Source organism: Amycolatopsis sp. NPDC088138, from assembly GCF_044741685.1.
In the GTDB taxonomy this organism is placed as follows: Bacteria; Actinomycetota; Actinomycetes; order Mycobacteriales; family Pseudonocardiaceae; genus Amycolatopsis.
Genome location: NZ_JBIUTB010000004.1, coordinates 236139 through 261876, shown reverse-complemented (window position 1 = coordinate 261876; position 25738 = coordinate 236139). Strand labels below are relative to the sequence as shown.

Annotated in this window: 26 protein-coding genes; 14 read left to right on the top strand and 12 right to left on the bottom strand. The window is 72.2% G+C overall.

What is annotated here, in order from left to right:
- Positions 1 to 4: 4 nt before the first annotated feature.
- Complete coding sequence (locus tag ACIOD2_RS22620) at positions 5 to 1048, top strand: hypothetical protein (RefSeq protein WP_400541138.1); 1044 nt, start codon at positions 5 to 7, stop codon at positions 1046 to 1048.
- 30 nt (positions 1049 to 1078) lie between these two features.
- Here the strand turns inward: ACIOD2_RS22620 and ACIOD2_RS22615 are convergent, their stop codons facing one another.
- A complete protein-coding gene (locus ACIOD2_RS22615; RefSeq protein ID WP_400541135.1) occupies positions 1079 to 2038 on the bottom strand; it encodes a zinc-binding alcohol dehydrogenase family protein in 960 nt (319 codons plus the stop codon).
- Complete coding sequence (locus ACIOD2_RS22610; protein ID WP_400541132.1) at positions 2035 to 2226, bottom strand: hypothetical protein; 192 nt, start codon at positions 2224 to 2226, stop codon at positions 2035 to 2037. The genes ACIOD2_RS22615 and ACIOD2_RS22610 overlap by 4 nt, the downstream gene beginning before the upstream one ends.
- 73 nt (positions 2227 to 2299) lie before the next feature.
- On the opposite strand from ACIOD2_RS22610, the gene ACIOD2_RS22605 reads away from it, so the two are divergent.
- A complete protein-coding gene (locus ACIOD2_RS22605; protein ID WP_400541130.1) occupies positions 2300 to 2932 on the top strand; it encodes a TetR/AcrR family transcriptional regulator C-terminal domain-containing protein in 633 nt (210 codons plus the stop codon).
- Positions 2933 to 2944: 12 nt separating this feature from the next.
- Here the strand turns inward: ACIOD2_RS22605 and ACIOD2_RS22600 are convergent, their stop codons facing one another.
- Together ACIOD2_RS22600 and ACIOD2_RS22595 are read right to left on the bottom strand one after the other, a co-directional pair.
- Positions 2945 to 4450: an alpha/beta fold hydrolase gene (locus ACIOD2_RS22600; protein WP_400543180.1), complete on the bottom strand. Its 1506-nt coding sequence runs from the start codon at positions 4448 to 4450 to the stop codon at positions 2945 to 2947.
- Between the two features lie 170 nt (positions 4451 to 4620).
- On the bottom strand, positions 4621 to 5469 hold the full coding sequence (locus ACIOD2_RS22595) for a hypothetical protein (protein ID WP_400541128.1): 849 nt from the start codon (positions 5467 to 5469) through the stop codon (positions 4621 to 4623).
- Positions 5470 to 5683: 214 nt separating this feature from the next.
- Here ACIOD2_RS22595 and ACIOD2_RS22590 point away from each other — a divergent pair, with 214 nt between their 5' ends.
- Positions 5684 to 6058, top strand: a complete 375-nt coding sequence (locus tag ACIOD2_RS22590) for a YciI family protein (protein WP_400541125.1) — start codon at positions 5684 to 5686, stop codon at positions 6056 to 6058.
- Positions 6058 to 7275, top strand: coding sequence for an RNA polymerase sigma factor (locus ACIOD2_RS22585; RefSeq protein WP_400541122.1), 1218 nt, complete (start codon positions 6058 to 6060; stop codon positions 7273 to 7275). The genes ACIOD2_RS22590 and ACIOD2_RS22585 overlap by 1 nt, the downstream gene beginning before the upstream one ends.
- 3 nt (positions 7276 to 7278) lie before the next feature.
- Here the strand turns inward: ACIOD2_RS22585 and ACIOD2_RS22580 are convergent, their stop codons facing one another.
- Positions 7279 to 8187 (bottom strand): hypothetical protein, encoded by a 909-nt coding sequence (locus tag ACIOD2_RS22580; protein ID WP_400541119.1) that lies wholly within the window; start codon positions 8185 to 8187, stop codon positions 7279 to 7281.
- A 234-nt stretch (positions 8188 to 8421) separates the two neighbouring features.
- Between ACIOD2_RS22580 and ACIOD2_RS22575 the strand changes: the two genes are divergently transcribed.
- From ACIOD2_RS22575 to ACIOD2_RS22550, 6 genes are all read left to right on the top strand, one after another.
- Positions 8422 to 9582 (top strand): 4-hydroxybenzoate 3-monooxygenase, encoded by a 1161-nt coding sequence (locus ACIOD2_RS22575; RefSeq protein WP_400541116.1) that lies wholly within the window; start codon positions 8422 to 8424, stop codon positions 9580 to 9582.
- A 15-nt stretch (positions 9583 to 9597) separates the two neighbouring features.
- Positions 9598 to 11247: a methyltransferase gene (locus ACIOD2_RS22570; protein ID WP_400541113.1), complete on the top strand. Its 1650-nt coding sequence runs from the start codon at positions 9598 to 9600 to the stop codon at positions 11245 to 11247.
- A 44-nt stretch (positions 11248 to 11291) separates the two neighbouring features.
- On the top strand, positions 11292 to 11900 hold the full coding sequence (locus ACIOD2_RS22565; protein WP_400541110.1) for a TetR/AcrR family transcriptional regulator: 609 nt from the start codon (positions 11292 to 11294) through the stop codon (positions 11898 to 11900).
- Positions 11901 to 11972: 72 nt separating this feature from the next.
- Positions 11973 to 12377 carry an ester cyclase gene (locus ACIOD2_RS22560; protein WP_400541107.1) on the top strand — a complete coding sequence of 135 codons (405 nt, stop codon included), beginning with the start codon at positions 11973 to 11975 and terminating at the stop codon, positions 12375 to 12377.
- Positions 12374 to 13060, top strand: a complete 687-nt coding sequence (locus ACIOD2_RS22555) for an SDR family NAD(P)-dependent oxidoreductase (RefSeq protein WP_400541104.1) — start codon at positions 12374 to 12376, stop codon at positions 13058 to 13060. The genes ACIOD2_RS22560 and ACIOD2_RS22555 overlap by 4 nt, the downstream gene beginning before the upstream one ends.
- Before the next feature lie 100 nt (positions 13061 to 13160).
- Entirely contained in the window at positions 13161 to 14054 is an 894-nt protein-coding gene (locus ACIOD2_RS22550) for a TIGR03619 family F420-dependent LLM class oxidoreductase (protein WP_400541101.1), read from the top strand.
- A gap of 42 nt (positions 14055 to 14096) precedes the next feature.
- Here ACIOD2_RS22550 and ACIOD2_RS22545 read toward each other — a convergent pair whose 3' ends face one another.
- Both ACIOD2_RS22545 and ACIOD2_RS22540 read right to left on the bottom strand, forming a co-directional pair.
- A complete protein-coding gene (locus ACIOD2_RS22545) occupies positions 14097 to 14837 on the bottom strand; it encodes a dienelactone hydrolase family protein (protein WP_400541098.1) in 741 nt (246 codons plus the stop codon).
- Between the two features lie 13 nt (positions 14838 to 14850).
- A complete protein-coding gene (locus ACIOD2_RS22540; protein ID WP_400541095.1) occupies positions 14851 to 15459 on the bottom strand; it encodes a TetR/AcrR family transcriptional regulator in 609 nt (202 codons plus the stop codon).
- Between the two features lie 49 nt (positions 15460 to 15508).
- Between ACIOD2_RS22540 and ACIOD2_RS22535 the strand changes: the two genes are divergently transcribed.
- From ACIOD2_RS22535 to ACIOD2_RS22520, 4 genes are all read left to right on the top strand, one after another.
- Complete coding sequence (locus ACIOD2_RS22535) at positions 15509 to 16945, top strand: MFS transporter (RefSeq protein ID WP_400541092.1); 1437 nt, start codon at positions 15509 to 15511, stop codon at positions 16943 to 16945.
- Between the two features lie 82 nt (positions 16946 to 17027).
- Positions 17028 to 18254: a cytochrome P450 gene (locus tag ACIOD2_RS22530; protein ID WP_400541089.1), complete on the top strand. Its 1227-nt coding sequence runs from the start codon at positions 17028 to 17030 to the stop codon at positions 18252 to 18254.
- Positions 18251 to 19174: an ATP-binding cassette domain-containing protein gene (locus ACIOD2_RS22525; protein ID WP_400541086.1), complete on the top strand. Its 924-nt coding sequence runs from the start codon at positions 18251 to 18253 to the stop codon at positions 19172 to 19174. The genes ACIOD2_RS22530 and ACIOD2_RS22525 overlap by 4 nt, the downstream gene beginning before the upstream one ends.
- Positions 19171 to 19914, top strand: coding sequence for an ABC transporter permease (locus ACIOD2_RS22520; RefSeq protein ID WP_400541083.1), 744 nt, complete (start codon positions 19171 to 19173; stop codon positions 19912 to 19914). The genes ACIOD2_RS22525 and ACIOD2_RS22520 overlap by 4 nt, the downstream gene beginning before the upstream one ends.
- On the opposite strand, the gene ACIOD2_RS22515 is transcribed toward ACIOD2_RS22520, so the two are convergent.
- Genes ACIOD2_RS22515 through ACIOD2_RS22495 form a run of 5 tightly spaced genes read right to left on the bottom strand, consistent with a single transcriptional unit; the run spans position 19898 to position 25692 of the window.
- Positions 19898 to 23008: a BTAD domain-containing putative transcriptional regulator gene (locus tag ACIOD2_RS22515; protein WP_400541080.1), complete on the bottom strand. Its 3111-nt coding sequence runs from the start codon at positions 23006 to 23008 to the stop codon at positions 19898 to 19900. The genes ACIOD2_RS22520 and ACIOD2_RS22515 overlap by 17 nt on opposite strands.
- Before the next feature lie 13 nt (positions 23009 to 23021).
- Positions 23022 to 24305, bottom strand: coding sequence for an MFS transporter (locus ACIOD2_RS22510; protein ID WP_400541077.1), 1284 nt, complete (start codon positions 24303 to 24305; stop codon positions 23022 to 23024).
- Positions 24302 to 24649 carry a VOC family protein gene (locus ACIOD2_RS22505; RefSeq protein WP_400541074.1) on the bottom strand — a complete coding sequence of 116 codons (348 nt, stop codon included), beginning with the start codon at positions 24647 to 24649 and terminating at the stop codon, positions 24302 to 24304. The genes ACIOD2_RS22510 and ACIOD2_RS22505 overlap by 4 nt, the downstream gene beginning before the upstream one ends.
- Complete coding sequence (locus tag ACIOD2_RS22500; RefSeq protein ID WP_400541071.1) at positions 24649 to 24810, bottom strand: CopG family transcriptional regulator; 162 nt, start codon at positions 24808 to 24810, stop codon at positions 24649 to 24651. The genes ACIOD2_RS22505 and ACIOD2_RS22500 overlap by 1 nt, the downstream gene beginning before the upstream one ends.
- 51 nt (positions 24811 to 24861) lie before the next feature.
- Positions 24862 to 25692, bottom strand: coding sequence for a hypothetical protein (locus ACIOD2_RS22495; RefSeq protein ID WP_400543177.1), 831 nt, complete (start codon positions 25690 to 25692; stop codon positions 24862 to 24864).
- Positions 25693 to 25738: the final 46 nt, after the last annotated feature.

Genomic DNA, 25738 nt, shown 5'->3' with positions numbered 1-25738 from the left:
GACAGTGAGACCACGCCTGAAGCCGAGGGCTCGCGGCGAAATTCGCCAGTCGATCTTGGGTGAACATCCTTACCGGCGTGGTACGGTTTCGGCGACCCTGGGGGGACAAATGCGTCGTATGACGGTTGTTTGTGCTGTGTTGTTGACACTCTTCGCGGGGGCCGTTCCCGCTCAGGCACGAACCCAAGATCTGTGCACCTGGACGCCGTCGTACCTGCCGTTGCCGGCGGGCGCGACGAGCGGAGCGGTGTGGGCCACGGGTTCGGACGGCTACCTGGCCGGTCAAGCGCCTGACGGGAGGTTGCTGCTCTGGCACCACGGCTCACTCGTCGACGTGAACGCTCCGGCCAGCACGTCCATCAGTGTTTCCGGGGTCAACGGCAGCGGCGAAATCGTGGGCTACGACGGGCGTTCGGACTCGGCCTTCGTGTACCGCGACGGCACTTTCCAGACGCTTTCCGGCCCCGCCGGGAGCAGCGTGTTCGCCCAGGGCATCAACGATTCCGGCGACATCGTCGGTACCTCCTACGTTTTCCCGGGTCCCTACCACAGCATCGTGTGGAAACGGGACCAGCCGGGCACCTACCGGATCGTCGCCGACGACGTGGCCATCGGCATCGACAACGCGGGCAACGTGGTGACGGAGAAGGGATCGGTGTGGTCGCCGGACGGCACCACCCACCAGCTCGCCGGCTCCCCCGACCTCCAGATCCAGGTGTTCCAAGGCGGTTACGCCCTCGGCCAGGCCTTCGGCGACTACACCAGCCTGCACAAGTGGGACGCCGCTGGAAACCTGGTGTACCGGTACGAGGCGCAGGATCGTCCCTCCCCGCGCGGGATCAATTCCCACGGGCTGATGGTTGCCTCGTACACCCCCGTCGGTGGCACCGCGCGGGAGCTGGGTGTGTGGCGCGACGCCGAGTTCACCGGCAACATCACCGCCGAACGATGGGTTCGGGTGGTGACGGAGTCCGGTGAGCTCGCGGGGCAGCGCAAGTCCGCGGACGGCCAGACACTGGTGCCGGCCACCTGGACGTGCGTCGGCTGAAGGCATTCACCTCGCCAGGCGGGTGAGCTACTAAGGCATCACGACCAGCCGGGTACCTCGCAGATCGGTGCGTTGCCAGGCGGTCTCGATGTCGCTCAGCGGGACCCTGGCCACGTCGAAGGTGAGCTCGCCGGATTGCGCCCACGTGACGACCTGGCCGTAGACCTGGCCCATGGTTTCCGGGCCGAGTCCCTTGGCCGCGCCGCAGAGCTCGACCCCGGACGTGCGCAGGCTCTCCGCGGCGACGGTGAGCGTGCCGCCCGCCGACTCGCCGACCTGGATCACCCGGGTCGGCTTCGGGAACGCGAACGACTCCGGGACCAGTGAGCGCAACAGGATCTCGGTGGGGCGGCCCCAGAGATAGTCCAGGACGACGTCGTAGCCCTCTCCCCTGGCGTCGGTGAACGCCTGCGCCAGTTCGTCGTCCGGGACGGCGGTGTTGATCACCGTGTCGGCGCCGAGGGCCTGCACCTCCCGCAGCTGGTCGTCGTCCCGGCCGGTCGCGACGATCCGGCCGGCGCCGAGCAGCCGGGCCACCTTGACCGCGAGCCGCCCGGCGACCCCGGTGGCGCCCTGGATCAGCACCGTCTCGCCGGGCGCGAAACCCGCGCCGGTCGTGATGGACATGCCGGTGATGGCCGTGCCCAGCACGGTCGCGACGGCCGGATCGATGCCTTCCGCGATCGGGGCGTACGCGCCCTTCGCCACCACGGTCTTCTCGGCGAGCGCGCCGTAGGGCGGGCGGGGGTCGCCGAACCCGACGAGGGTGCCGTCCGGCAGGGTGCCGATGCCGTCGAAGGCGGGAATCGCCGGCAGCTGCGCGAGGTACTTCTTGCTCGCGTAGTGCGTGCCGGCCGCGATCAGCTTGTCGACGTTCTCGACGGCGACCGCCTTGACGTCGATGAGCACTTCGTCCGGGCCGGGTACCGGGTCCGGGAAGTCCTCGAAGCGAGGGATGCCGCCGACCTCGTGCAGCACCGCGGCCTTCATGACTGGTCCTGGCCGAAGAAGGCGGCGATCCGGCGCTGCCAGGCCACCAGCACCCGCGGCGGCCGGGCGGGCGGGTGGTGCCGCGAGGTGCGGCCGTGGTGGGCCGTGCCCTGGTGCCCGGCCGGCCGCTCGGCGTGGGCCGGGACCCCGGGAATGCGATGCAGCAAGCCGTGGAACGAGTCGATCATCTTCACCCTCCGTCTCTCTATCACTGATAGGGAGACCCTAGCACTGATAGAGTGAGACCGGGAGGTGCCGAATTTGTCGTTGGACCGGGAGCGGATCATCGCCGAGGCCGTCGCGCTGCTGGACGCCGAAGGGCTCGACGGCGTGACCACGCGCAAACTGGCCGCACGGCTGGGCGTGCAGTCGCCGACGCTCTACTGGCACCTGCCCAACAAGGCGGCCCTGGTCACCGCGATCGCCGAGGCGATCCTGGGTGAGGAGTTCGGCGAGATGTCGCCGCCCGGGCCGGCGGAACGCTGGCAGGACTGGCTGATCGGCCTCGCCGAACGGCTGCGCCGCGCGCTGCTCGCCCACCCGGACGGCGCCCGGATCGTCTCGACCGCCCAGCTCTCCCGGAAAATGGCGGCGATCTCCGAACTGGCGATGAGCAGCCTGGTGGCGCGCGGCGTCTCGTTGCGGCACGCCCGAGTGATCGTCTTGACGGTGGAGCGCTTCACGGTCGGCCACGCCCTCGAAGAGCAGGCCCCCCGCCCGGCGGGGGACGCGCTCAAGGACTTCGACATGGCCACGTTCACCGAGCAGCACCCGACCGTGGTGGCCGCCGTGACCGAGTACTTCCAGCCCGGCCGCACCGTCGACGACCTGTTCCGCGAGTGCCTGGAAGTGGTCATCGAAGGCGCCACGGCGACGGTCGGGCCGCCGCCGTGAGCGCCTCCGTGGTCAGCCCGCGAACGGGCTCGCGTCGATCGCGCAGGTCTTGCCCGCGGCCGGGAACGCCCCCGAGATCAGGTAGTCCCGCTTGACCTGCTCGGTGCACGTGCTCGGCACGTACATCGACGAGTGCCCGTACCCCTCGGTCACGAACACCCGGGCCCGCGCCAGTTCCGCGGCGCCGTCCCGGGCGCCGGGCAGCGGCGTCGACGGGTCGTAGTGGTTGTTCAGCACCAGGATCTCCGCCGACGTCGGGCGGTTCCACGGGCCGGTGAACCGGTCGGTGTCCTTCGCCTTCCAGAACGCGCAGCTCATCATGTCCAGCACCGCGATCCGGCCGAAGTACGGGACGCGCTGATCTTCGGATTCCGCGTACCGGCTGTAAGTCGCCGGATCGGTGGGGACATCACTGTCGCTGCACTGGATCGCGTTGAAGGCCTCGGTCCGGTTGGACGTGTACGGCTCGCCTGCCTTGAACGCGGAAACCGTTGCGGGAGCGTCGTACAGGCGCTGCAGCAGGGACGCGATGTCCGGCCAGCCGCGGGAGTCCGAGAGGTCGGCCGCCGCGTTGATGATCCCGGAGTACGTCCAGGTTTCGCCGTCCACGGTGATCGGCGCCTGCTTGGCGCGGGCCGTCAGCGCGGCCCACTTCGCCTTCGGATCGCCCGAAGAGAACGCGCACTTCGGGCCGGCTTCGGTGCACAGGCGCAGGAACTGGTCGAACGTCTGCGAGATGCCGGTGGCGACGTCCTGCCGGGTGTCCAGCGGAACGCTCTTGCCGCTGCCGTCGTGGCCGGTGGCGTTGCCGGCGAAGTCCATCGTGCCGTCGAACACCATGGCGCGGATGCGGTTCGGGAACAGGTTGGCGTAGGTGGCGCCGAGCTGGGTCCCGTAGGAAATGCCGTGGTAGGTCAGTTTCGGGTCACCGACCGCGCGGCGCAGCAGCTCGAGGTCCCGTGCGGTGTTCGCCGTCGAGACGTGCTCGAGGATCGGGCCGGCGTTCGCCGAGCAGCGGTCCGCGAGCTCCTTGGACTTGGCGTAGAAGGCCGCGTTCCCGCTCGGGTCGCCGGGCATCTCCGGGAACGAGCCGAAGAACGACTCCTGCTCGGCCAGCGTGCCGAAGCACCGGACGGCGGTGCTGTTCCCGATCCCGCGCGGGTCCCACGACACGACGTCGAACCGGGCGCGCAGCTGGTCGGAGAACAACCACGGCCACTTTCCGCGCTCCCGCAGGCGTTGCAGGCCGGAGGCGCCCGGGCCGCCGAAGTTGACGAACAGCGTGCCGATCTTGTGCGCGGGATCGGTGGCGGGCTCCTTGATCAGGGCGAGGTCGATCTTCGCGCCGGCGGGCCGGTCGTAGTCCAGTGGCACCGAAGCGGTGGAGCACTGGAACTCGTCCGCGCAGTCGGTCCAGCTCAGGTTCGGTGTGGGAACACTGTCGACGGAAGCCGAAGCCACCGCCGGTGCCGCCACGACGGCCGTCGAGACCCCCAGCGCGACCACCAGGCCGCGCAGGAACCCCGGCTTGAGAACAGGATGCACGTGATCTTGCCGCGCCCGCGTCATCGGCGAGCCGGACTTATCCCTTTTCACACCAGTCAAGACGGATCAGCGGACGCGAGGTTGACCGGCCGGGGCGGCAAACCCGGACCTTTCACCGTCGAACGAAAGGTCCGGTGCCGGGCCTACTGCCTCGCGAGCGCCCAGGGCATGAGCTTCTCGGCGAGCGCCCGGCTGTACGGGCGCACCAGTGCCTGCAGCTCGGTGCAGGCGGCCTCGCCGATGTGGGCGTAGGGGGTGACGGCGTTCTCGTCGGTCGCCTTCTCGATCTCCGCCCGGCGGGCCGCGCCGGCCGGGGTGAACGTCGGGGCCGCGTCGGCGGTGAGCCAGTCTCGCTCGCGGAGGCCGGTGACGGCCGCGTTCCAGTCGTCCTCGGGCCAGGCCCGGGACGTGCGCAGGGTTTCGGCGGGGACGGCGCCGGAAGCGGCGTGGGTGACGAGGGCTTCGATGCCGCTCAGGCCGGCCGTCAGCAGGGCGGCGACGTGGGCGTCGCCGCGGTACTCGCGCAGCAGGGTCTGCGCGTGCCACAGCACCAGGTGGGGCTCGGCAGGCCACGGGAGGGCCGCGTGGGCGGCGAAGAGCGGACGGCCGGTGACGTCGTCGGCGACCGTCTCGGCGGCCGCGCGCAGGAGATCGGCGGCCCGGCGCATCTCGGGTGAGTCGATAGCGTCGCCCAGGATGCCGCGCAGGGCCTGGTCGGCCGCGGCGTAGCGGGCGGCGACGACAGCGGCCGGCTCGGTCGTGGACCACGCGGTGGTGATCGACGCCCGGACGAGCACCGGGTTGAAGTTGTAGAAGGTCGCGACCACGACCGGTGCCGGGACCGCGCCGAGCGCGGCCGACCTCGACGCGAAGTAGCCGGCGCGGCCGGTGAGACCGAGCTCCGCGTACGCGGCGGCGGCCTCCGGCGCGAAGTAGATCATTCCGTGGTACGGCTCAAGGAATCGCCAGGTTCGGTGCGCCTCTTCGATCACCGGCGCAACATACCACCCAGTCGGTACGGAGGGGCTCATTAACGGCGGGCGGCAGGAGGCCGAGTGGGCTCTTGACGTGCGACGATACGGCGGTCGGAGGGGTCGGCGGGATCTCGGCGAAAATTTCTCCGGGGCCGTGTCGATCCGCGGGCCGGCCGTTCGACCTGAGGGCGCAACAGGCCGGAAGACGGCCTCGGCGGACGAGGAGAACACCATGAAGTACATGCTGATCATGCGGGGCACCGACGAGTCGAACGCCGCCATGATGGCCGACATCGACGCGATGATGGTCACCAGCCGCCAGTTCATCGAGGACCTCTTCAAGGCCGGCGTCTACGTCGCGGCCGAAGGGCTGGACGACCCGAGCACCGGCGTCGTCGTCGACTTCAGCGGTGAGACGCCGGTGGTCACCGACGGGCCCTACGGCGAGACCAAGGAGCTCTTCGGGGGCTTCTTCCTGGTCGACGTCGCCTCGAAGGAAGAGGCGGTCGAGTGGGCCAAGCGGGTCCCGGCGGCTCGCGGGGCCAAGGTCGAGGTCCGGCGCGTGCCCGGTGAAGAAGAGGCCCCGCCGTCCGGCGGGAGCAACTGATGGGTGCGGCCGACGTCGAGGCCGTCTGGCGGATCGAGTCGGCGCGGATCGTGGCCGCGCTGACCCGGTTCACCGGCGACTTCGGGCTGGCCGAGGACGCCGCCCAGGAGGCGGTGGCCGAGGCGCTGGTCTCCTGGGCGGTCACCCCTCCGGCCGATCCGGCCGGCTGGCTGATGACCACGGCGCGGCGGCGGGCGATCGACGCGATCCGCCGCCGCGCGGCCCTCAAGGACCGGTACGCCCTGATGGCGGCCGACGAGGTGGTCGCCCCGGAGGACGCCGACCCCGACCGGATCGACGACGACGTGCTCGCGCTGATGTTCGTCAGCTGCCACCCGGTGCTCTCCCGCGAGTCCCGGGTGGCGCTGACCCTGCGGGTCGTCGGCGGCCTGACCAGCGAGGAGATCGCCCGCGCGTTCCTCGTGTCCGTGCCGACCGTGCAGGCCCGCATCACCCGGGGCAAGAAGACGATCGCGGCGGCCGGGGTGCCGTTCGAGCTGCCGCCGGCCGGCGAGCGCCGGGAGCGGCTCGGCGGTGTGCTCAGCGTTCTCTACGTGATCTTCACCGAGGGGTCGACGGCCACGTCGGGCGATCGGCTGGTGCGTTCCGACGTCGCGTACGAGGCGATCCGGCTGGCCCGCACGCTGGCCGCGCTGCTGCCGGACGAGCCGGAGGTGCACGGCCTGCTCGCGTTGTGCGAGCTGACGGCCGCGCGCTTCCCGGCCCGTACCGGCCCGGACGGTGAGCCGGTCCTGCTCGAAGACCAGGACCGGCGCCGCTGGGACGTCTCGGCGATCCGCCGCGGGCTGGACGCGCTGGCCAAGGCGTCGGCCCGCGGCCTCGGCCCCTACGGCCTGCAGGCCGCGATCGCCGCCACCCACGCGGCGGCGCCCTCGGTCGAAGAGACCGACTGGGACCGGATCGTGGTGCTCTACGAGGCTTTGGGCCGGGTCGCGCCGTCACCGGTGGTCGAGCTCAACCGGGCCGTCGCGGTGGCCATGGCCTCCGGTCCGGAGCCGGCACTGGCCATGGTGGACGAACTGGTCGCGACGGACCGGCTCCCCGGTTCGCACCTGGTCCCCACCGTGCGCGGCGAGCTGCTGGCCCGGCTCGGACGGCACCCGGAGGCGCGCGCCGAGCTGGAGCTGGCCGCCCGGCTGTGCACCAACCAGCGCGAACGCTCGGTCCTGCTGCGCAAGGCGGCCGCGCTGAGCTGACACTCAGTCGCCGCAGATGCCTTGCACCACAGTCGGTCCCCAGGTGGCGGTGGTGGGTGTCGCCTCGACGGCCGCCGACTCCAGCTGGCTGCCCGGGAACACCACCTGCAGGCCGGTGCCGGGAAGGGGGCTGTTGATCGCGGCACCCACACCCAGCGTCTTGCTGCCGTTTCCGCTGCCACAGCGGGAAAACGCGACCTGCACCGCGTCGGAGTTCGGGGTCGTGGGTGACGAGATCCCGAAGCTGGTCCCGTAGTTCCGCGGGAAGGGCGCGCAGACCGCGAACGCGTCGAGCTCCCAGGTGCCGCTGAAGCCGTCGGCGTCCTCGAGCGCCTTCACCTGGGCCACCCGGAAGGTCTCGGCGAACTCGTAGACGAGCGTGGTCTGCCCGTCGGCGCCCAGGATCTGCGCGCCGAGGCCGAGCACCGCCTCGTTGTCCGACCCGCAGTCGGCCCGGGCGATCTGCGTCGCATTCGACGAAATCGACCGTCCGGTGACCAGGTGCATACCCGCGATCGGCGGCGCGCAGATCGCGAACGCCTGCACCGACCAGTCGGCGGTCGTGCCCGGCGACAGCTCGAACGCGCCCGCCTCGTAGCTGTCGCGGCCACCGGTCGTCGAGGGGGCCGGCCGCAGCTCCGACAGCACCACCCGTTCCGACTCCGGTGTTCTCGCCTGGACCTGGGCCCAGCCACCCCCGCCGAGCACCTTGGTGCCGGCCGGGCACACCGCCGACGGCGCGAACTTCGGCGACTGCGAGTTGCTCACCGAAAGCGGCCCGACGACCACCTGGACCGTGCCCACCGCCGCCGCGGGCGCCGCCAGCCCCACATAGGCTCCCGCGGCCACCGCCAGGGTCATGACCACCCGCAGGCTCCGCGAGCCGAACCCGTTCCTCCGTGCAGTTCCCATTCTCGTACTCCTCACCAGCTGCCGGGACAGGAGGCCCACCGTGACACGGGCCGTCGACAATCCAGCGACAGCGACGACCGGCGGTCCACTTCGGACGGCTGATCCCCGTATGGGTGATCCCACCGCGCCACGACGCCGACCTGCGGGCCGCGCGGACGCGCGCCTGGTTAGGTCTGGCCCTTGGGCGGCCCGGGTGGGCCGCCCTTCGTCGGGAAGGGAACGGGCCGGGAACTCATGGCCGATCGGACATCGGTGCTCATCGCCGGCGCGGGGCCCGCAGGGCTGGTGCTGGGGAACCTGCTGCGCGCCGCCGGGATCGACACGCTCGTCCTCGAACGCGGCAGCCGGGAACAGGTGCAGGCCAGGGCGCGGGCGGGCTTCCTCGGCGCGAACAGCGCGCGGGTGCTGACCGAGCACGGCCTCGGCGCCGGGATGCTGCGTGACGGCAGCACGCACGGCACCTGCGCCTTCCGCGACGAGGACGGCGAGTTCACCCTGCACTACGACCGGCTCGGCCGCGGCGAGCAGCACACCGTCTATCCGCAGCAGCGGCTCGTCGGTGATCTCGTCGCCGAATACCTCGCCCGCGGCGGGGACCTGCGGTTCGGGGTGACGGTCACGGACGTCGACGCCGGCACGGCGACCGTCGGATATCGCGACGACCAGGGGCGCACCGGCCAGGTGAACGCCCGGTTCCTCGCGGGGTGCGACGGCAGCAACGGCGTCACCCGGCGGGCCGTCCCGGCGCCGGCCCGCTGCGCCCGCGACCACGGCATCTCCTGGCTGGCCGTGCTCGCCGAGGCGCCGCCGAGCATGCCGGCGGTCACCTACGCCCTGCACGAGCGCGGGTTCGCCGGCCACATGGCCCGCAGCCCGCAGGTGACCCGCTACTACCTGCAGGTCCCGCCCGGCGACGACGCCGGCGCCTGGACCGACGAGCGGATCTGGACGGAGCTGGCCGTCCGGATGCGCACCGGGGAGTTCGGCGCGCTGCACCAGGGTCCGGTCACCGAACGCCGGATCGTGCGCCTGCGCTCCGACGTCGTCGATCCCCTGCGGCACGGCCGGTTGTTCCTCGTCGGCGACGCCGCCAGCCTGATCAGCCCGTCGGCCGCCAAGGGCGCCAACCTGGCGATCATGGCGGCCGAGGTGCTGGCCGCCGCGCTCGTCGACGCGCTGCGGCGGGACGACGAGCGTGGTCTCGCCGCGTACTCCCGCACCTGCCTCCCCCGGATCTGGCGGGCGCAGGAGTTCTCCCACTGGATGATCGGCCTGCTGCACGACCAGGCCGGCGCCGGGCCGTTCGGGTCCGCGCTGCGCCGCACCCGGCTCGGCAACCTGCGCGAATCCCGCGCGCACCAAGACTTCTTCGCCGAAAACTACGTCGGCATCTGATCAGCTGGAGTGCTCATGACCGCGACGATCGCCCCCGCGCTCGCGCCGGAGGACCTCGACCGTCTCACCACGGCGAGGGATCTCGTCCGCAGCAACGACACCGCGTCGGTGCTCGCGGCGGCCCTGCCGTCCCTGCCCGCCGCCGAACGCGCGGCGCTGGCGGCGCACGCGCCCTTCTCGCACTTCGCCCTGCTCATCTTCCCGAACACCCTCGAGGGGCTCGGTGAGGAACTTTCCCGCCACGGCCTCGAAACCGGGCTGATGAGCCCCAGCGTGGTCGTCCGGGCGCGGCTCGCCCGCCGCTACGGCGTGCCCGCCGAGGACCTGACGGCCGGCATCCTGCGCGCCCCGGTGACCGACCGCGCCGGCCGTCCGTGCGCGCTGGAGATCTTCGTCCTGCTCACCCCGCCGGAGCTGGCCCACATCGCCGCCGACGAACGTGAGCACGGCCGGGAGGACCACTTCGCGCTCGCGGTGCCCCGGGCCGACCCGATCGTCCTCAATGGACTGCGCGGCGCGGTCGCCGGGCGGCTGCGCCCGGACGGCGGCGGGTACAACAACCACGAAAACGCCACCGTGCTGTACTTCCGCGACGCGCACGCCGCCCCGGCCTACCGGCGGCTGGAGCTGCTCTGCGCGGGCGAGTTCCCGCAGGTGCTCGCCGCGCACCAGCGCGCGTCCGAGCCCGGCACGGAACTGCTCGGGCTGCTGACCGGCGCGTGGGCCACCCAAGCCGTCGCCACGGCCGTCGAACTGCGGCTGCCGGACCACCTGGCCACGACCGCCGACCTCGGCGCGCTGGCCGCGGCGACCGGCACCGACCGCGAGAGCCTGGGCCGGCTCCTGCGGTACCTGGCCACCCTGGGCGTCGTCCGCGAGACGGCCGCGGGGCACGTGCTCACCGACGTGGGTGCGCTGCTGCGTTCGGACGTCGAAGGCGCCATGGGCGCGCTCGCCCTGATGTACGGCGGCCCGTTCTACCGTTCGTTCTCCGCGCTCACCGAGGCCGTCCGCACGGGTGAGGAGTCGTTCGCCAAGGTCTTCGGCGCGCACCACTTCGCCCACCTGGCCGCGAACCCCGAGCTGGCGGACCTGTTCCACCGCTCGATGGCGGCCAGCAACGCGATGTTCGCCGAGCTCACCCGCGTCGCCGATCTCTCGGCCGCCCGGGTCGTCGTCGACGTGGCCGGCGGCAACGGCGCGCTGCTGTCCCGCGTGCTCGACGCGCACCCGGCGGTCACCGGGGTGCTCATGGACCGCCCGGAAGCCCTGGCGGTCGCCGGGCCGGCGCTGGCGAAGCACGCGACGCGCTGCAGCCTCGTGCCCGGTGACTTCACCCAGGGTGTCCCCGGCGACGGTGACGTCTACCTGCTGTCCCGCGTCCTGCACGACTGGGACGACGCGCGGTGCCACACGATCCTCACGACCTGCGCGGCGGGCATGCCCGGCGGCGCGGAGCTCCTGATCATCGAGCGCCTGCTGCCCGAGGAGAGCGGGACCGCGTCGCTGGCCGTGCCGTGGGACATCCACATGTTGTGCAACGTCGGCGGCCGCGAACGCACCGAGTCCCACTACCGCGCGCTGCTGGCCGGTGCGGGGTTCGAGCTGACCGACGTGCGCCCGCTGGCGCTGGACGCCTTCGTGCTGCGGGCGGTCCGGCGCTGACCACATTTCTGCATCGATCGATGCAGAAGAGGTACAGTGCGCAGATGGAGACCAGGCAGCGCCGTCCGGCCGGGCGGCCACGGGGGTTCGACGTCGACGAGGCGCTCGAGCGCGCCCTGCTGGTGTTCTGGGAGCAGGGGTACGAGGGCGCCAGCCTGGCCACCCTGACCGGCGCGATGGGCATCTCGACGGCCAGCATGTACGCCACGTTCGGCAACAAGGAAGAGCTGTTCCGCAAGGCCCTCGAGCGCTACACCGAGGGCCCGAGCGCGTACCTGGCCCGCGCGCTGGACGAGCCCACCGCCCTCGGCGTCGCCACCGCGATCCTGGCCGGCACCATCCGGACCACCACCCGCCCGACCGGCCCGAACGGGTGCCTGGGTGTCCAGGGTGCCCTGGCCACCGGCGACACCGGTTCGGAAGCCCGCGACCTCCTCGTCGCGTGGCGCGACGACGGCTACACCACCATCCGGGCCCGGTTCGAGCGAGCCGTCGACGATGGCGACCTGCCCCCGGAGGCCGACCCGGCGCTGGTCGCCCGGTACGTCACGGCCCTGGGTTACGGCATCGCCGTGCAGGCCGCCAGCGGGGTCGGGCGCGACGAGCTGCAGGACATGGCCGACGCCGCCCTGCGCGCCTGGCCGCCCGTCTGACACTTCTGAAGTGATCGATGCAGAACGTGCTACAGTCGAATTCTGCATCGATCACTTCAGAAAGGGGATCCGGTGTCCGACGGCGATCTGCGCGAGTTCTACCGGCGCTACCTCGAGGAGCTCAACGCCCACCGGTTCGACCGGATGGACGAGTTCATCAACGACCGGACCACGCTGAACGGGGAGCCGGCCACCCGGGACGACCTCCTCGCCGTCCAGAAGGCCGACGTCGACGCGGTGCCGGACCTGCACTGGGAGCTCAAGGAGCTGCTCTTCGACGGCGACCGCCTGGCCGCGCGCCTGGTCAACACGGGCACGCCGGCGAAGGACTGGCTCGGCGTGGCGCCGACCGGGGCGTCGTTCGAGATCGTCGAGTTCGCCATCTATCAGGTCCACAATGGACGGTTTGTCCACATGACCGCGCTGCACGACGCCGGGGAACTGCTCCGGCAGCTCACTTCGAAGGGAAACGCATGACCGTCACCCTGGTCACCGGCGCCAACAAGGGCATCGGATTCGAGACCGCCAAACAACTCCTGGCACAGGGGCACACCGTCTACATCGGAGCGCGGGACGCCGAGCGGGGCGAGAAGGCCGCCGCGGACCTCGGCGCGCGGTTCGTGCGGCTCGACGTGACCGACGACACCTCGGCGCGCGACGCGCTGGCCACGATCGGCTCGGCCGAAGGACATCTCGACGTGCTGGTGCACAACGCGGGCGTCCTCGGCAGCGAAGCGCTCGACGGGCCGACGGCCCTGCGGGTGTTCGACACCAACGCGGTGGGGTTCGTGCGCGTCACGGAGGCGGCGCTTCCCTTGCTGCGCAAGTCTTCCAACCCGACCGTGGTCACGGTGTCCAGCAGCGCCGGTTCGTTCTGGGCGGTGACCAACCCCGACCGGCCGGAGTTCCAGCTGCCGCTCGCGCTCTACTCCGCGTCCAAGGCCGCGGCCACCATGCTGACGGTCCAGTACGCCAAGGCCCACCCGGGCATCAAGTTCAACGCCGTCGAGCCCGGCACCACCGCCACCGACATGACGGCGGCCTTCGGCATCGGCCGCTCACCGGAGGAGAGCGCCCGGACCGTCGTGGAGCTGGCCACCCTCGGCGCGGACGGCCCGACCGGGACCTTCCGCGACGAAACCGGTGAGCTGCCCTGGTAGGGCTGACAGCGCTTTCCGGCAGTGCTTGAACGCACAACCAGATGCGGGTACTAGTGGTGACAGGACCGGTACGGTCCGTCCACTCTCAGGGGAGTACTCCATGCGTCTTGGTTTCAGCCTTCCGGTGTTCGGCAAGGCGGCGGCCACACCAGGCGGGGTCGCGCGGTTCGCGCGCGAGGCCGAACGGGCCGGGGCAGCCGGTCTGTGGGTCGGCGACCGGCTGCTCTCGCCGGTCGCCCCGGTCGTGCCCTACCCGGGTTACGAAACCATGCCCGAGGAGTTCTGGACCGCCTACGACCCGTTCGCCGCGCTGGCCGTCGCCGCCGCGGTGACCGAGACCGCGGTCCTCGGCTCCAGCACCATCAACGCGACCCAGTACCAGCCCGCCAACCTGGCCAGGATGCTGACCAGCATCGACGTCGCGAGCAACGGCCGGTTCCTGCCGGGTCTCGGCATCGGCTGGTCGCCGGACGAGTACACGGCGGTCGGCATCCCGATGTCCGAGCGCGGCAAGCGCCTCGACGACCTGCTCGACCTGCTGGACACCTGGTGGGGCAAGGACATCGTCTCGCACGAGGGCGTCGGCTACACGATTGCGGAGTCCCACGTCGACCTCAAGCCGGTCCGCAAGCCACCGGTGTACCTGGCCGGCTTCGGCGAGAAGTCCCAGCGCCGGGTGTCCGAGCGCGCCGACGGCTGGCTGCCGGCCTGGTCGGTCCCCGAGGCGTTCCCGGCGGACGTCCTCACCACGACCCTCGCCAAGATCCGCGCCGACGCCGAGAAGGCCGGCCGCGACCCGCAGGCACTGGGCGTGGCCCTGCGGGTGAACGCCAACCCGGGCACCAAGCTGGAGGTCCTGGCCGAGTCGATCGTGAAGATCGTCGCGGCGCTGGAGCCGGACCACACCTTCGTGGACCTCAGTTACCTGGCGAGCAGTGTCGACGAGCTCCTCGACCTCACCGGCCGGGTGCTCGAGCTGACCGCCAAGGGCTGACGCGGTCCGGACGCCCGGCCGCACGGCCGGGCGTCCGGTTCGTCAGCCGGCGACCAGAGTCCGGTCGAGCAGCGCCAGCAAGCGATCCCGATGGCGCCGCTCACCCGCGGCATCGAACGCGTCCGTGTCGGACATCGTGAAGCCGTGGACCGTGCCCGGGTAGATCTCCGTGGTGTGGCTGACTCCCGCGGCGTCCAAAGCCCGGGTCAGCTCACCCAGCGCCTCGGCCGACATGTCGTTCTCCGACAGGCCCAGATGGACCTCGGCGGTGAGCCCGGCCACCAGGCGGTGCGGGCTGTCGGGCGCGTCGGTGACCAGGAAGCCCGGGTGGAACCCGGCGACCGCGGCCACCCGGCCGGGGTTGGCCGCCGCGGTGCGCAGCGCCAGTGCGCCGCCGATGCAGTAACCGGTCACCGCGACCGGTCCGGTGCCGACCTCGGTGAGAAAACCGAGGTAGGCGTCGGCGTCGCGCAGGATGCGCTCGGTGGTGTGCTGCTCCAGCAACGGCATCAGCCGGGCGATGACCGCGGGCCGGACGTCCTCCCCGATGTGCTCGGGCAGGGTGATCACCGGGGCCGGGCCGTGGCGGTAGTAGAGGTTCGGGACGAGCACGTAGTACCCGTGCCCGGCCAGTTCCCGGGCTTTCTTCTCCAGTTCGGGACGCAGGCCGAACGCGTCCGGGTACAGCAGCACCCCCGGGTGCTTCCGGTCGTCGTCGGGGAAAGCTGCGAAGGCATCGGCTTGGCCGTCGGCGGTCGGGATCTGCAGGGTTTCGGCGGGCATGATGCCGCCCAGCCTAGGGGACGACGCCGTCGCGCAGGGCGGTGAACAGCCGCTCCAGACGCGCGCTGTGGTCGTCCACCACGGCGTCGCGCGGATCTTCGGCGATGAGGCGGCGCGCGGTCTCCACCAGCACCGTGGTGTACCCCGCGATGAAGAACGCGGCGAGCAACGTCCCGTCGCCGTCGAAGGCCGGGTCGCGGTCCAGCTCCCCGGCGAGAACGCCCTGAAGCTCGGCGGCGATCTCCCGGGCGCGCGCGATCAGCGCGGGTGAGCCGGCGACGGTCCGGAAGAACGGGACCGACCGGTCCTCGACGCCCGACAGCGGGTGCCGGACCTCGACGAGACGGCGCGTCGCCTCGTGCAGCGACGCCAGTACGTCGACGCCGGCTTCACGCTCACGCACCGACGAGCGCAGCAGCTCGGCGGCGTCGTCCGCGCGGTCCAGGAAGAGGTCCTCCTTGCGCGGGAAGTGCTTGAAGACCGTCACGCTCGAGACTCCCGCCTCCCGCGCGATCTCGGCGACCGTGACGTTCTCGAACCCGCGCTCGAGGAACAGCCCGCCCGCGACCTCCGCGATCCGCGCCCGCGTCTGCGGCCCGCCGCGCTCACTCGTCCTGGGCATCCACCCTCACTTCCTTGTCTAACTAAACTTAGTCAGTTAACCTAGTCCCATGCCCCTCACTCAGACCATCCCCATTGTCCGGTCTCCCCGATCGCTGCGGGAGGCGTGGGTCGCCCTCGCCGGCCTGTCCGCCGTGTTCCTCTTCGAGATGCTGGACAACTCGATCCTCAACGTCGCGCTGCCCACGATCGGCCGCGAACTGCACGCCTCGACGACCGCGCTGCAGTGGGTCACCGGCGCGTACGCCGTCGTGTTCGGCGGCCTGATGCTGGCCTTCGGCGCCGTCGCCGACCGGTTCGGCCGGCGGCGGGTCATGCTCGTCGGGCTCGTCCTGCTCGGCGCCGCGAGCCTGGCCACCGCCTTCGTCGGCACCGCGACGGAGCTCATCGCCGTCCGGGTGGCGATGGGCGTCGCGGCCGCGATGACCACCCCCGGCTCGATGGCCCTGGCCTTCCGGCTCTTCGACGACGACGGCCTGCGAGTCCGGGCCACCACCCTCATCTCGACCGTCGGCCTGGTCGGGCTCGCGGTCGGCCCGACCGCGGGCGGGTTCGTGCTCGCGGTCGCGCCGTGGCAGCTCCTGCTGCTGGTGAACGTGCCGATCGCCGCGCTCGCCTTCGCCGGGGTGCGGGCCGGCATCGCCGCCGACGACCCGGCCGACCTGCACCGCGACCCGGTCGACGTCCTCGGCGCGGTGCTGGGCACGGCGACGATCGTGCTCGCCCTCGTCGCGCCGACGCTGTTCGTGCACGAAGGCACCGGCTCGTGGACGCCCTGGGCGGCCACCGCCGCGGCCGTCGGTGCGGCGATCGCGTTCGTCCTGCGCGAGCGCTCGGCCACCTACCCGCTGCTCGACCTCAAGCTCCTCGCCCGCCCGCTCGTCTCCAGCGGGCTGGCCTACAAGGCCGCCGCCGGGCTGGCCACGGCCGGCCTCGGTTACCTGGTGACGCTGCAGCTGCAGCTCGACTGGGGGTGGCCGCCCGCGCTCGCCGCCGTCGGGATGCTGCCGCAGGTCGTCGTCCTCGTCGCGGGCGGCTCGCTCGTCAGCCCGTTCGTCCGCCGGGTCGGCCTCGACCGGGCCGCGTGGCTCAGCGCCGCGGCCGTCGTGTCCGGCCTCGCCGTCTACGGCCTGCTGAGCCGGTTCGGCTACGTCTGGGTCGCGCTCGCCCTCGTGCTCGTGGCCGCGGGGATGCGCGTGGTCGGCGCCGTCGCCGGCGTCAACGTGCTGCGCGGCCTGCCCGAGAACCGGACCACGATCGGCGCGGCGCTGGTCGACACCGCCACCGAGGTCACCTCCGGCGCCGGCATCGCGGTCACCGGCACGATCCTCGCGGCGCTGTTCACCGGCGACGTCGCCACCACGCACTGGAGCGCGCTGCAGACCGCGCAGTTCCGGGACGCCGTCACGATCGCGGGTGTCACGCTCACCGTCGTGGCCGCGGCCCTCGTCGCCTTCGGGATCGTCCGGACACGACGCGCCGCGTGAGGTCCGCCGGTGTCAGGGCCGTGTCAGGTGCGTGTCAGGTCCGCCCCCGAAGGTGGTGACATCCACCGCGAAAGGACCTCCGATGACCCAGACCGTTCCCGTTCCGCAGGGCCTGCCGATGGAGCGCGACGCCGGCCCGTTCGACCCGCCCCGTGAGATCACCCGGCTGCGCGAGGCCCGCCCGGTCAGCCCGATGGTCTTCCCCGACGGGCACGAGGGCTGGCTCGTCACCGGCTACGACGCCGTCCGGCAGCTGCTGGCCGACACCCGGTTCAGCTCCCGCCAGGACATCGGCGTGCTGCACGTGCCGTACGAGACGCCCGGCATGCCCGTCGCGACCGAGCCGTCCCCGCAGCTGCCGGGCCTGTTCATCGCCATGGACCCGCCGGACCACGGCCGGCTGCGCAAGCGCCTCACCGGCGCCTTCACCGTCAAGCGCATGAAGCAGCTCGAAGCGCACATCGTCGACGTCGTCGAGCGGCAGCTGGACGCGATGGCGAAGCTGACACCGCCGCTCGACCTGGTCGCGGAGTTCGCGCTGCCGGTGCCGTCGCTGGTGATCTGCGAACTGCTCGGCGTCCCCTACGCCGACCGCGCGGAGTTCCAGGCGAACTCGGCCCAGTTCATGGTCAAGGACCAGACGCTCGAAGAGAAGATGGGCGCCTACATCGCGCTGAACACCTACCTCGCCGAGCTGGTGACGCGCAAGCGCGCCGAACCCGACGACGACATCCTGTCCGACCTGGCCGTCCAGGAGGACCTCTCCATCGAGGAGCTGACCGGCGTCGCCTTCCTGCTGCTGCTCGCGGGCCACGAGACCACGGCCAACATGCTGTCGCTGGGCGCTTTCGCGCTGCTGGAGCACCCCGGACAGCGGGCCGAGCTGGCCGCCGACCCGGAGCTGCTGCCCGGGGCCGTCGAGGAGCTGCTGCGCTACCTGTCCGTCGCCGACATCTTCTTCCGTTACGCCACCGAGGACATCGAGCTCGGCGGGGAGACCATCCCCGAGGGGTCGACCGTCGTCATCTCGCTGCTGGCCGCCAACCGCGACCCGAAGAAGTTCGAGAACCCGGACACCCTCGACGTCCGCCGCACGGCCCGCGGGCACCTGTCCTTCGGCCACGGTGTCCACCAGTGCCTCGGCCAGCAGCTGGCCCGCATCGAGATGCGCGCCGGTTTCGAGGCCCTGCTGCGCCGGTTCCCGACGCTGGAACTCGCCGTCCCCGCGAGCGAAGTGAAGCTGCGGACCGACATGAACATCTACGGCGTCCACGAGCTGCCGGTGACCTGGACGGCGGCGGACCAGTGACGGCCATCGAGGTTTCCGGACTGCGCAAGGCTTTCGGGGACAAGGTCGTGCTCGACGGCGTCGACCTCGACGTCCCCGAGGGCACGGTCTTCTCCCTGCTCGGCCCGAACGGCGCGGGCAAGACGACGACGGTGAACGTGCTGACCACGTTGACGAAGGCCGACGCCGGGACGGTCCGGGTCGCCGGGCACGACGTCGGGGCCGAGGAGAAGGCGGTGCGCGCGGCGATCGGCGTCACCGGCCAGTTCGCGGCGGTGGACGAACTGCTGACCGGGCAGGAGAACCTGCAGTTGATGGCCGACCTCAACCGCGCGAACCGGCGGGTCGTCCCGGAGCTGCTCGAGCGGTTCGACCTGGTGGAGTCGGCGCGGAAACCGGCGTCGACGTACTCCGGGGGCATGCGCCGGAAGCTGGACCTGGCGATGACGCTGGTCGGCGGCCCGCGCATCATCTTCCTGGACGAGCCGACGACCGGACTGGACCCGCGCAGCCGCCGCACGATGTGGACGATCATCCGCGAGCTGGTGGCCGACGGCGTGACCGTCTTCCTCACCACCCAGTACCTCGAGGAGGCCGATCAGCTCGCCGACCGCGTCGCCGTGCTCGACCACGGCCGGCTGGTCGCCGAGGGCACGCCGGACGAGCTCAAGCGCCGGCTGCCCGGCACGCACGTCCGCCTGCGGTTCACCACCGCCGCCGAGCTCGACGCCGCCGCGCGGATCCTCCCCGAGGCCACGCGGATCGACGAGGCGCTGGCCCTGCGGGTGCCCGGCGACGGCGGGACGAAATCCCTGCGGGCCCTGCTCGACCGGCTCGACGAGTACTCGCTCGCCGCCGACGAGTTCTCCGTCCACACCCCCGACCTCGACGACGTCTTCCTCGCCCTGACGGGCCACACCACGGAGGTGACCACGGTATGAACGCCCCCGCGCTGGTCATGCTGCGCCGCAACTTCAAGCACATCGCGCGGAACCCGACTTCGGTGTTCAACGCGGTCCTGATGCCGATCATCATCATGCTGATGTTCGTGTACATGATGGGAGACGCCTTCGACGTCGGAGTCGACTACATCGACTACGCGACACCGGGGTTGATCCTGCTGGCCGTCTGCTACGGGCTGGGGGCCACCGCGACGTCGGTGAACTCCGACATGACCAAGGGCATCATCAACCGGTTCAAGGTCATGGACGTCTCCCGCGGCGCGATCCTGTCCGGGCACGTCGTCGCGAGCCTGCTGACCAACGTCGTCGCCATCGCGGCCCTCGTCGGGGTGGCGTTCCTGCTGGGCTTCAGCCCGTCGGCGGGGTTCCTCGACTGGCTCGGCGTCGCGGGGATGGTGGTGCTGCTCGGGTTCGCGGCCGGCTGGCTCACGATCGCCTTGGGTCTGGCGGCGAAATCGCCGGAGACGGCGGGGCTCGCGTCCGTGCCGCTGGTGATGCTGCCGTTCTTCAGCAGCGCGATCGTCCCGGCGGAGAAGATGGGGCCGGGGCTCCGGCAGTTCGCGGAGTACCAGCCGTTCACCCCGATCATCGAGACGATGCGCGGCCTGCTGCGCGGGGCGCCCTCGACCGGCACCGCGATCGCCGCGGTCGCGTGGTGCGCCGGGATCGCACTGGTCGGGTACCTGTGGGCGCGGTCCACGTTCAAGAAGCGAGCGTGACCTCGGCCAGCTCGGTCCAGTCGGCCGCCTCGCCTGCCCGGACCGCCTCGGCGTACCCCTCGTCGCCGAGGTGGCTCCGGGCTTCCCGTTCGATCCGGGCGACGTCCGGGTCGGAGCGGTCGCGCAGCCCGCGTACCCCGGCGCTCGCGGCCAGCAGGCGCGCGGCCTGGTCGTGCTCTCCGCGCCGCAGCGCCAGATCCGCGAGCCCGACGAGGGCCTGGGCGATCGTCGGCGGGTGTCCCACTTCGGACGCCGCCCGGAAGGCGGCGAGGCGGTGGTCGCGGGACTCGCCGAGATCCTCGGCGAGGTAACCGAGCAGGCTCTGCGTCATCGCGCGGAAGCTTGGCAGCGCGGCGTCCTCCCCCAGCATCGCCGTCGTGACGCCGAGCTGCCGGGACGCCTGCTCGATGTCGCCGCGCCAGCGGGCCAACTCCATCTTGGACAGCGCCAGCTCGGCCAGCGCGCTCGGCCAGGCGACCCGTTCCGCGTGCCGCTGGGCCTCCGCCATGGCGGCCGCGCTCGCCTCTTCGTCGCCCGACAGCCAGTACAGCTGGGCCTGCCGCGACCGCATCGGCACGACGTCGTCGAGGGCCCCGGCCTCGGTGACGACCGCGATCGCCCGTTCGTAGTGCTCGCACGCGACGGTGAACTCGCCGCGCACGGCGATCCGGTTCGCCAGCTCCATCAGGGCGAACGAGATCCCCCACCGTTCGCCGAGCGCGCGGAACTCCGCGAGCGCCTTCTCGAGGTCCGCGTCCGCCTCCCGACCGTCGCGGCCGAGCTCGATCGCCCGCTTGCCGATGTGCAGGCGGGCCAGGGCGCGCACCCAGGGGTCCTCGTCGTCCAGCAGCGGTTCCCACACCGGCGCCGAAGGGTCCCGAAGCAGGCGTTCCAGCGCGGCGACGACACCCCACACCGGATGCCGGTGCCGGCCGCGCAGCGTGAACTCGTACGCCTGGTGGATCCACTCCTCCGCCCGGTACTGGTCACCGCTGCGCCCGGAGCTCAGGAACATCGTGGCGTAGCCGTACACCGTGGCCTTGACGTCGTCGGCGACGTCGCCGGGCAGCGCGACGGCCGCCATGATCAGCTCGTTGCTCTCGGCCTTGTGCCCGCCGAACCACCAGTACCAGGCGGCGCCCGCCGCGAGCCGCATCGCGCCATGCGCCTCACCCGCCGCGATCGCGCCGCGCATGGCGGCGGTGATGTTGTCGTGCTCGGCCGAAAGCGTGGCGAGCCAGTCGAGCTGCTCGGCGCGGCGGAGGTGCGGGTCCGCGGTTTCGGCCAGCTCGGTGAAGTACGCGAGGTGCGCATGACGCGCCTGTTCCGTCTCCCCCGCCTCGGCGAGCCTGTCGCCGGCGTACTCCTTGATCGTGCCGAGCATCCGGTAGCGCGGGGCACCGCTGTCTTCGGTGACCACCAAGGACTTCTCGGTCAGCGCGGTCAGCAGCTCGAGCACTTCGTACGGCTCGACGGGGTCGCCCGCGCAGACCCGCTCGGCCGCGTCCAGGCTCGCCCCGCCCGCGAAGACCGAGAGCCGGCGCAGGACCGTCCGTTCGGCGTCGCTCAGCAGCTCCCAGCTCCAGTCGACCACCGCCCGCAGGGTCTTGTGCCGCGGCAGCGCGGTGCGGCTGCCGCCGGTCAGCAGGCGGAACCGGTCGTCGAGCCGGTCGGCGAGCTGGTCGAGGGACATCGTGCGCAACCGGGCGGCCGCGAGCTCGATGGCCAGCGGCATCCCGTCCAGCGCCCGGCAGACGCGCGCCAGGGTCGACGACGTGCGGGGGTCAGTGCCGAGGTCCTTGCGCATCGCGCCGGCCCGGTCGCGCAGCAGCCGGACGGCCGGCGCGGACTCGATCTCGCCGGGCCCGGCGTCGGCCGCGGGCAGGACCAGCGGCGCGACCGGCCACAGTTCCTCGCCGGTGATGCCGAGGGGTTCGCGGCTCGTCGCGAGGATCCGGAGCCGGCGGCACTCCCCGAGCACCCGGTGGGCGAACGCCGCCGCCGACTCGATCACGTGCTCGCAGTTGTCCAGGACCAGCACCAGTTCCCGCTCGCGGACGGCCGCGATGACCCGGTCCACCGGCTCCGCGTCCGGCGACTCGCTGAGCAGCGCGTCCCGCAGCCGCAGCGCCGCGAACGCCGCCTGCGCGACGTCCCCTTCGGCGCCGATCGCCGCCAGCTCCACGAGCCAGACGCCGTCCGGCACGTCGCCGAGCAGGGTGCGCGCGGTTTCCGTGGCCAGCCGGGTCTTCCCCGAACCGCCCGGGCCGATCAGCGTGGTGAGCCGGTTCGCCGTGACGAGCTCGCGGACCGCGGCGACGTCGGCGTCCTTGCCGACGTAACTGCTCAGCTCGGCGCGCAGGTTGGTCTTGCGGGTCTCCTCCCGCCCGCCCAGCTCGCCCCGCAGCAGCGCGACGTGCACCGCGGCCAGCTCCGGCGACGGGTCGACGCCCAGCGTGTCGGCCAGGGCTTCCCGCGTGCGCTGGTAGGCGAGCAGCGCCTCGGAGTCGCGCCCGGCCGCGACGAGGGCGCGCATCAGCGCGGCGACGAGCCGTTCGCGCAGCGGGTGCGCGGCCACCAGGTCGGTCAGTTCGGTGACCAGCTCCGCGCCGCCGGTCTCCGTGTCGAACCGGTCCTCCAACGCGGCCACGCGCAGGCCTTCGAGCCGGGTGACCGCCGCGTCGAGGGCCATGCTGTCCGGCAGCCCGACGTCCTGCAGGGCCGTACCGCGCCACAGGCCGAGTGCCTCGCGCAGCAGCCGCGGATCCTCGCGGGCGCGGGCGACGAGGCGTTCGAACCGCACGGCGTCGACGTCCTCGGGCGCCACCCGCAGCCGGTAGCCGTCCGGCTGGCCCTCGACCACGCCGTCCGGCAGCGCCTTCCGCAGCCGGGAAACCAGGCGCTGCAAGGCGTTCGCCGCCTCCGCGGGCGGGTTCTCACCCCAGATCCAGTCGACGAGCGTCGCCTTCGCGACGACGTTCCCCGGTTCGAGCGCGAGGGCGGCCAGCAGCCCGCGCAATCGCGCGCCCGGCACGTCGGCGAGGGCACCGTCGTCGGTGCGCACCTCGAACGGCCCCAGTATCCCGATCTGCACGCGGCCGATTCTGTCACGGGTGATCAGCGGGCGTCCTGGTGTTTACCCGGCTCGCCGCGCCCGCCGCCGCGAGCAGCGCGACGGCGAACAGCACGTAGGACGCGAACAGCCCGCCGGCCGAACTCAGCGCGCCGCCGACGGCGCGGCCCAGCAGCTGCCCGACGCACTCGGCCGTGATGACCGCGGTGGCCAGCTCCGCGGCGCTGAAACCGCTAGAACCCGCGGTGGTGGCGCTGATGTACAGGCCGGGATACGCGAGCCCGACACCGATCCCGGCCACGGCCCACGCGACGAGCACCACGGCGAACGGCCCGTCCACTACGAGTTCGACCGCCAGTACGGCCGTGCTCAGGGCCGTCATCCCCAGCCCGGTCACGGGAAAGCGCTTCGAGGTGAGCCGCGTGGCCACCAGGCTCGTGACGGCCCACCCCAGCGGGGCGGCGCTCAGCACGATCGCCGCCTGCCCGAGTCCCAGCCGGAACCCGCTCGTCAGCAGCACGGTGATGAGACTGTCCGCGCCGAAGTAGCCCACCGCGAACAGCACCATCGCCCCGAGCGCCGCGGGGGTGCCCCGCCGCAGGCGCGCGGTTCCCGCGGGCAGGATCGAGATCGTGCCCGCCACGGTGAGTACCGCTCCGGCCACCGCGAGCGGCCAGAACCCGGCGCTCAGCACGACACCCGCCGCACCCAGCGGCACCAGCAGCGTCCGGCCCAGCGGCCGTGGTGCTTCCCGGCCGGCCGGGTCGTCACCGGCGGCGCGCACGACCAGGAACCGTCCGAAAAGGACGAACGGCACCGGCACCAGCAGGGCCCAGCGCCACCCTACGAGGTGCGCCAGGCCGAGCGTCGCGGCCGGGCCCACCAGGGCCGGCACGATCCACATCGCGGACGACGCCGCGACGACCCGGATGCGCAGCCGCTCGTCGAGGTGCCGGATCGCCGAGCTGATCCCGAAAACGGCGAGCAGGCCACCGGCGAGCCCGGTGGCGAACTGCCCCAGCGCGAACATCCACGCCGTCCGCGCGGAGGCGGCCAGCGCCAGCCCGCCGAGGTAGGCGGCCATCCCGGCGGCCAGCGTGCCCCGCGCGCCCAGCCGGTCCACGACCCGGCTCGCGAGCGGCAGCGCGACGAACAACCCGAGCGTCGAACCGGCGATCAGGAGCCCCAGCTCGCCGCGCGCGTCCAGGTCACCGGCGACGATCGGCAGCAGGGTGGAAGCGACGAAGCCGGTGACGGCGGCCGCGAACTCGAGCGCGACGATCCCGGTCGCGAGGACCAGGGGCCGGCCACCGCTCACGTGTACAGCTCTCGGTCGTGCTGGTTGATCTGCACCCACACGCCGTCCGGGTCGCGGACGCGCAGCGAGTACCCGAAGCCCTCGTCGGTCGGCGGCCCCGGCTCGAACCCGGCCTCCCGCAGGCGCGTCGCGACGTCTTCCAGCGGCTCGTCGGTTTCGAACGCCAGCTCGCACCGGCCGACGTCCCCGGCGGACCCGCGGTGGACGGCCAGCACACCACCGTCGGCGGGCAGCTCGACCCAGCCGCCCGGCCGGGACACCGGCCCTTCCCGCAGGCCGAGCACCCGGTAGAACCGCGTCACGGCCTCGACGTCCGAGCTGTAGCGGATCGGCATCACGCGCATCACGGTCGTTCCTCACTGTCGCTGCGGCGCAGGTGGTCCTCGAGCGCGTGCTCGACGTACGACGAGAGCGACTCGTCGGCGTCGACGGACGCGTGCTTGACCCGCCTGATGAGCTCGACCGGCAGGTAGACGCTGAACTGCCGCTTGGCGGGCTGGGTCATGCCCATATGCTAGCAAACAGGCATGCCCGCATGCATGCCGCTGGCAATGGGTCAGGCGTTCGCCCGGCGGAGCCGTTCGGCCGCTTGCGCCCGGACCGCGTCGCCGGACACCGGAGGGTCGCCGTGCAGCGCTTCCCAGCGAGCGTTGTGCGCGGCCGGCCACAGACTGCCCGCCCAGGCGATTTCCCGCTCTTCGGAAGAGAAAGCCCGTCCGCGAATGTCCTGATAGGACTCCAGAAACGCTTCGGAACTCTCGATCGCCGCCAGCGTCGGAGGTCCGGCACCGGCGAACGACCCGCTCGCCGCGCCCGCCAGGGCCGCCTCCGGTTGCCACGCGAGGCTGTCCCAGTCGTGCACCGTCCACACGTCGCTGTCGTGCCAGCGGAGGTTCTGCGCCTCGAAATCGGCGTGACCGAGCACGCACGGCAGGTCCGCGGCGAGCAGTCGCTTGCGGGCCCGGGTGGCCGTCTCGACGACGTACCCGGGCACCAAGCCCTGGTCGCGGTCGTCGAGGAAGCCGATCGACGGCCACAAGCCGGGATCGTCGTGGTCCCAGCGTGCCCAGCGCGGGTTCGGCAGCGGCGGCTGGACACGCACGCCGTCCAGTCCGGCCATCAGCCGGGCGAAGACGTCGGCGTACCGCACGGCGACGTCCGGCGAGTCCCCGGGCAGCAGCTCACCGCCGGGCCGGAACTCCTCGGCGTGCACGGCCAGCGAGCCGACGGCGACCGCCGGGGTGAGCGGCCGGGGGCACGGGAACCCGCGCTCGGCCAGCCGGGCCTGCGCTTCGACGCACGGCGCCGCCCGGCCGTCGTCGTCGGGGCGGGCCTTCAGGACGACCTCGCGACCGTCGGCCAGCCGGAGGCCGAGGACGGTGGACATCCGCTGGATGCGGAACAGCACCTCGGCGGGTTCGCCCAGGTGATCG

Excerpts from the sequence above, each read along its gene's own strand:
- ACIOD2_RS22615 (WP_400541135.1), bottom strand. The coding sequence starts at position 2,038 with ATGAAGGCCGCGGTGCTGCACGAGGTCGGCGGCATCCCTCGCTTCGAG.
- ACIOD2_RS22610 (WP_400541132.1), bottom strand. The coding sequence starts at position 2,226 with ATGATCGACTCGTTCCACGGCTTGCTGCATCGCATTCCCGGGGTCCCG.
- ACIOD2_RS22590 (WP_400541125.1), top strand. The coding sequence starts at position 5,684 with ATGAAGTACATGCTGATCATGCGGGGCACCGACGAGTCGAACGCCGCC.
- ACIOD2_RS22585 (WP_400541122.1), top strand. The coding sequence starts at position 6,058 with ATGGGTGCGGCCGACGTCGAGGCCGTCTGGCGGATCGAGTCGGCGCGG.
- ACIOD2_RS22580 (WP_400541119.1), bottom strand. The coding sequence starts at position 8,187 with ATGGGAACTGCACGGAGGAACGGGTTCGGCTCGCGGAGCCTGCGGGTG.
- ACIOD2_RS22575 (WP_400541116.1), top strand. The coding sequence starts at position 8,422 with ATGGCCGATCGGACATCGGTGCTCATCGCCGGCGCGGGGCCCGCAGGG.
- ACIOD2_RS22570 (WP_400541113.1), top strand. The coding sequence starts at position 9,598 with ATGACCGCGACGATCGCCCCCGCGCTCGCGCCGGAGGACCTCGACCGT.
- ACIOD2_RS22565 (WP_400541110.1), top strand. The coding sequence starts at position 11,292 with ATGGAGACCAGGCAGCGCCGTCCGGCCGGGCGGCCACGGGGGTTCGAC.
- ACIOD2_RS22555 (WP_400541104.1), top strand. The coding sequence starts at position 12,374 with ATGACCGTCACCCTGGTCACCGGCGCCAACAAGGGCATCGGATTCGAG.
- ACIOD2_RS22550 (WP_400541101.1), top strand. The coding sequence starts at position 13,161 with ATGCGTCTTGGTTTCAGCCTTCCGGTGTTCGGCAAGGCGGCGGCCACA.
- ACIOD2_RS22545 (WP_400541098.1), bottom strand. The coding sequence starts at position 14,837 with ATGCCCGCCGAAACCCTGCAGATCCCGACCGCCGACGGCCAAGCCGAT.
- ACIOD2_RS22540 (WP_400541095.1), bottom strand. The coding sequence starts at position 15,459 with ATGCCCAGGACGAGTGAGCGCGGCGGGCCGCAGACGCGGGCGCGGATC.
- ACIOD2_RS22535 (WP_400541092.1), top strand. The coding sequence starts at position 15,509 with ATGCCCCTCACTCAGACCATCCCCATTGTCCGGTCTCCCCGATCGCTG.
- ACIOD2_RS22530 (WP_400541089.1), top strand. The coding sequence starts at position 17,028 with ATGACCCAGACCGTTCCCGTTCCGCAGGGCCTGCCGATGGAGCGCGAC.
- ACIOD2_RS22520 (WP_400541083.1), top strand. The coding sequence starts at position 19,171 with ATGAACGCCCCCGCGCTGGTCATGCTGCGCCGCAACTTCAAGCACATC.
- ACIOD2_RS22505 (WP_400541074.1), bottom strand. The coding sequence starts at position 24,649 with ATGCGCGTGATGCCGATCCGCTACAGCTCGGACGTCGAGGCCGTGACG.
- ACIOD2_RS22500 (WP_400541071.1), bottom strand. The coding sequence starts at position 24,810 with ATGACCCAGCCCGCCAAGCGGCAGTTCAGCGTCTACCTGCCGGTCGAG.
- ACIOD2_RS22495 (WP_400543177.1), bottom strand. The coding sequence starts at position 25,692 with ATGTCCACCGTCCTCGGCCTCCGGCTGGCCGACGGTCGCGAGGTCGTC.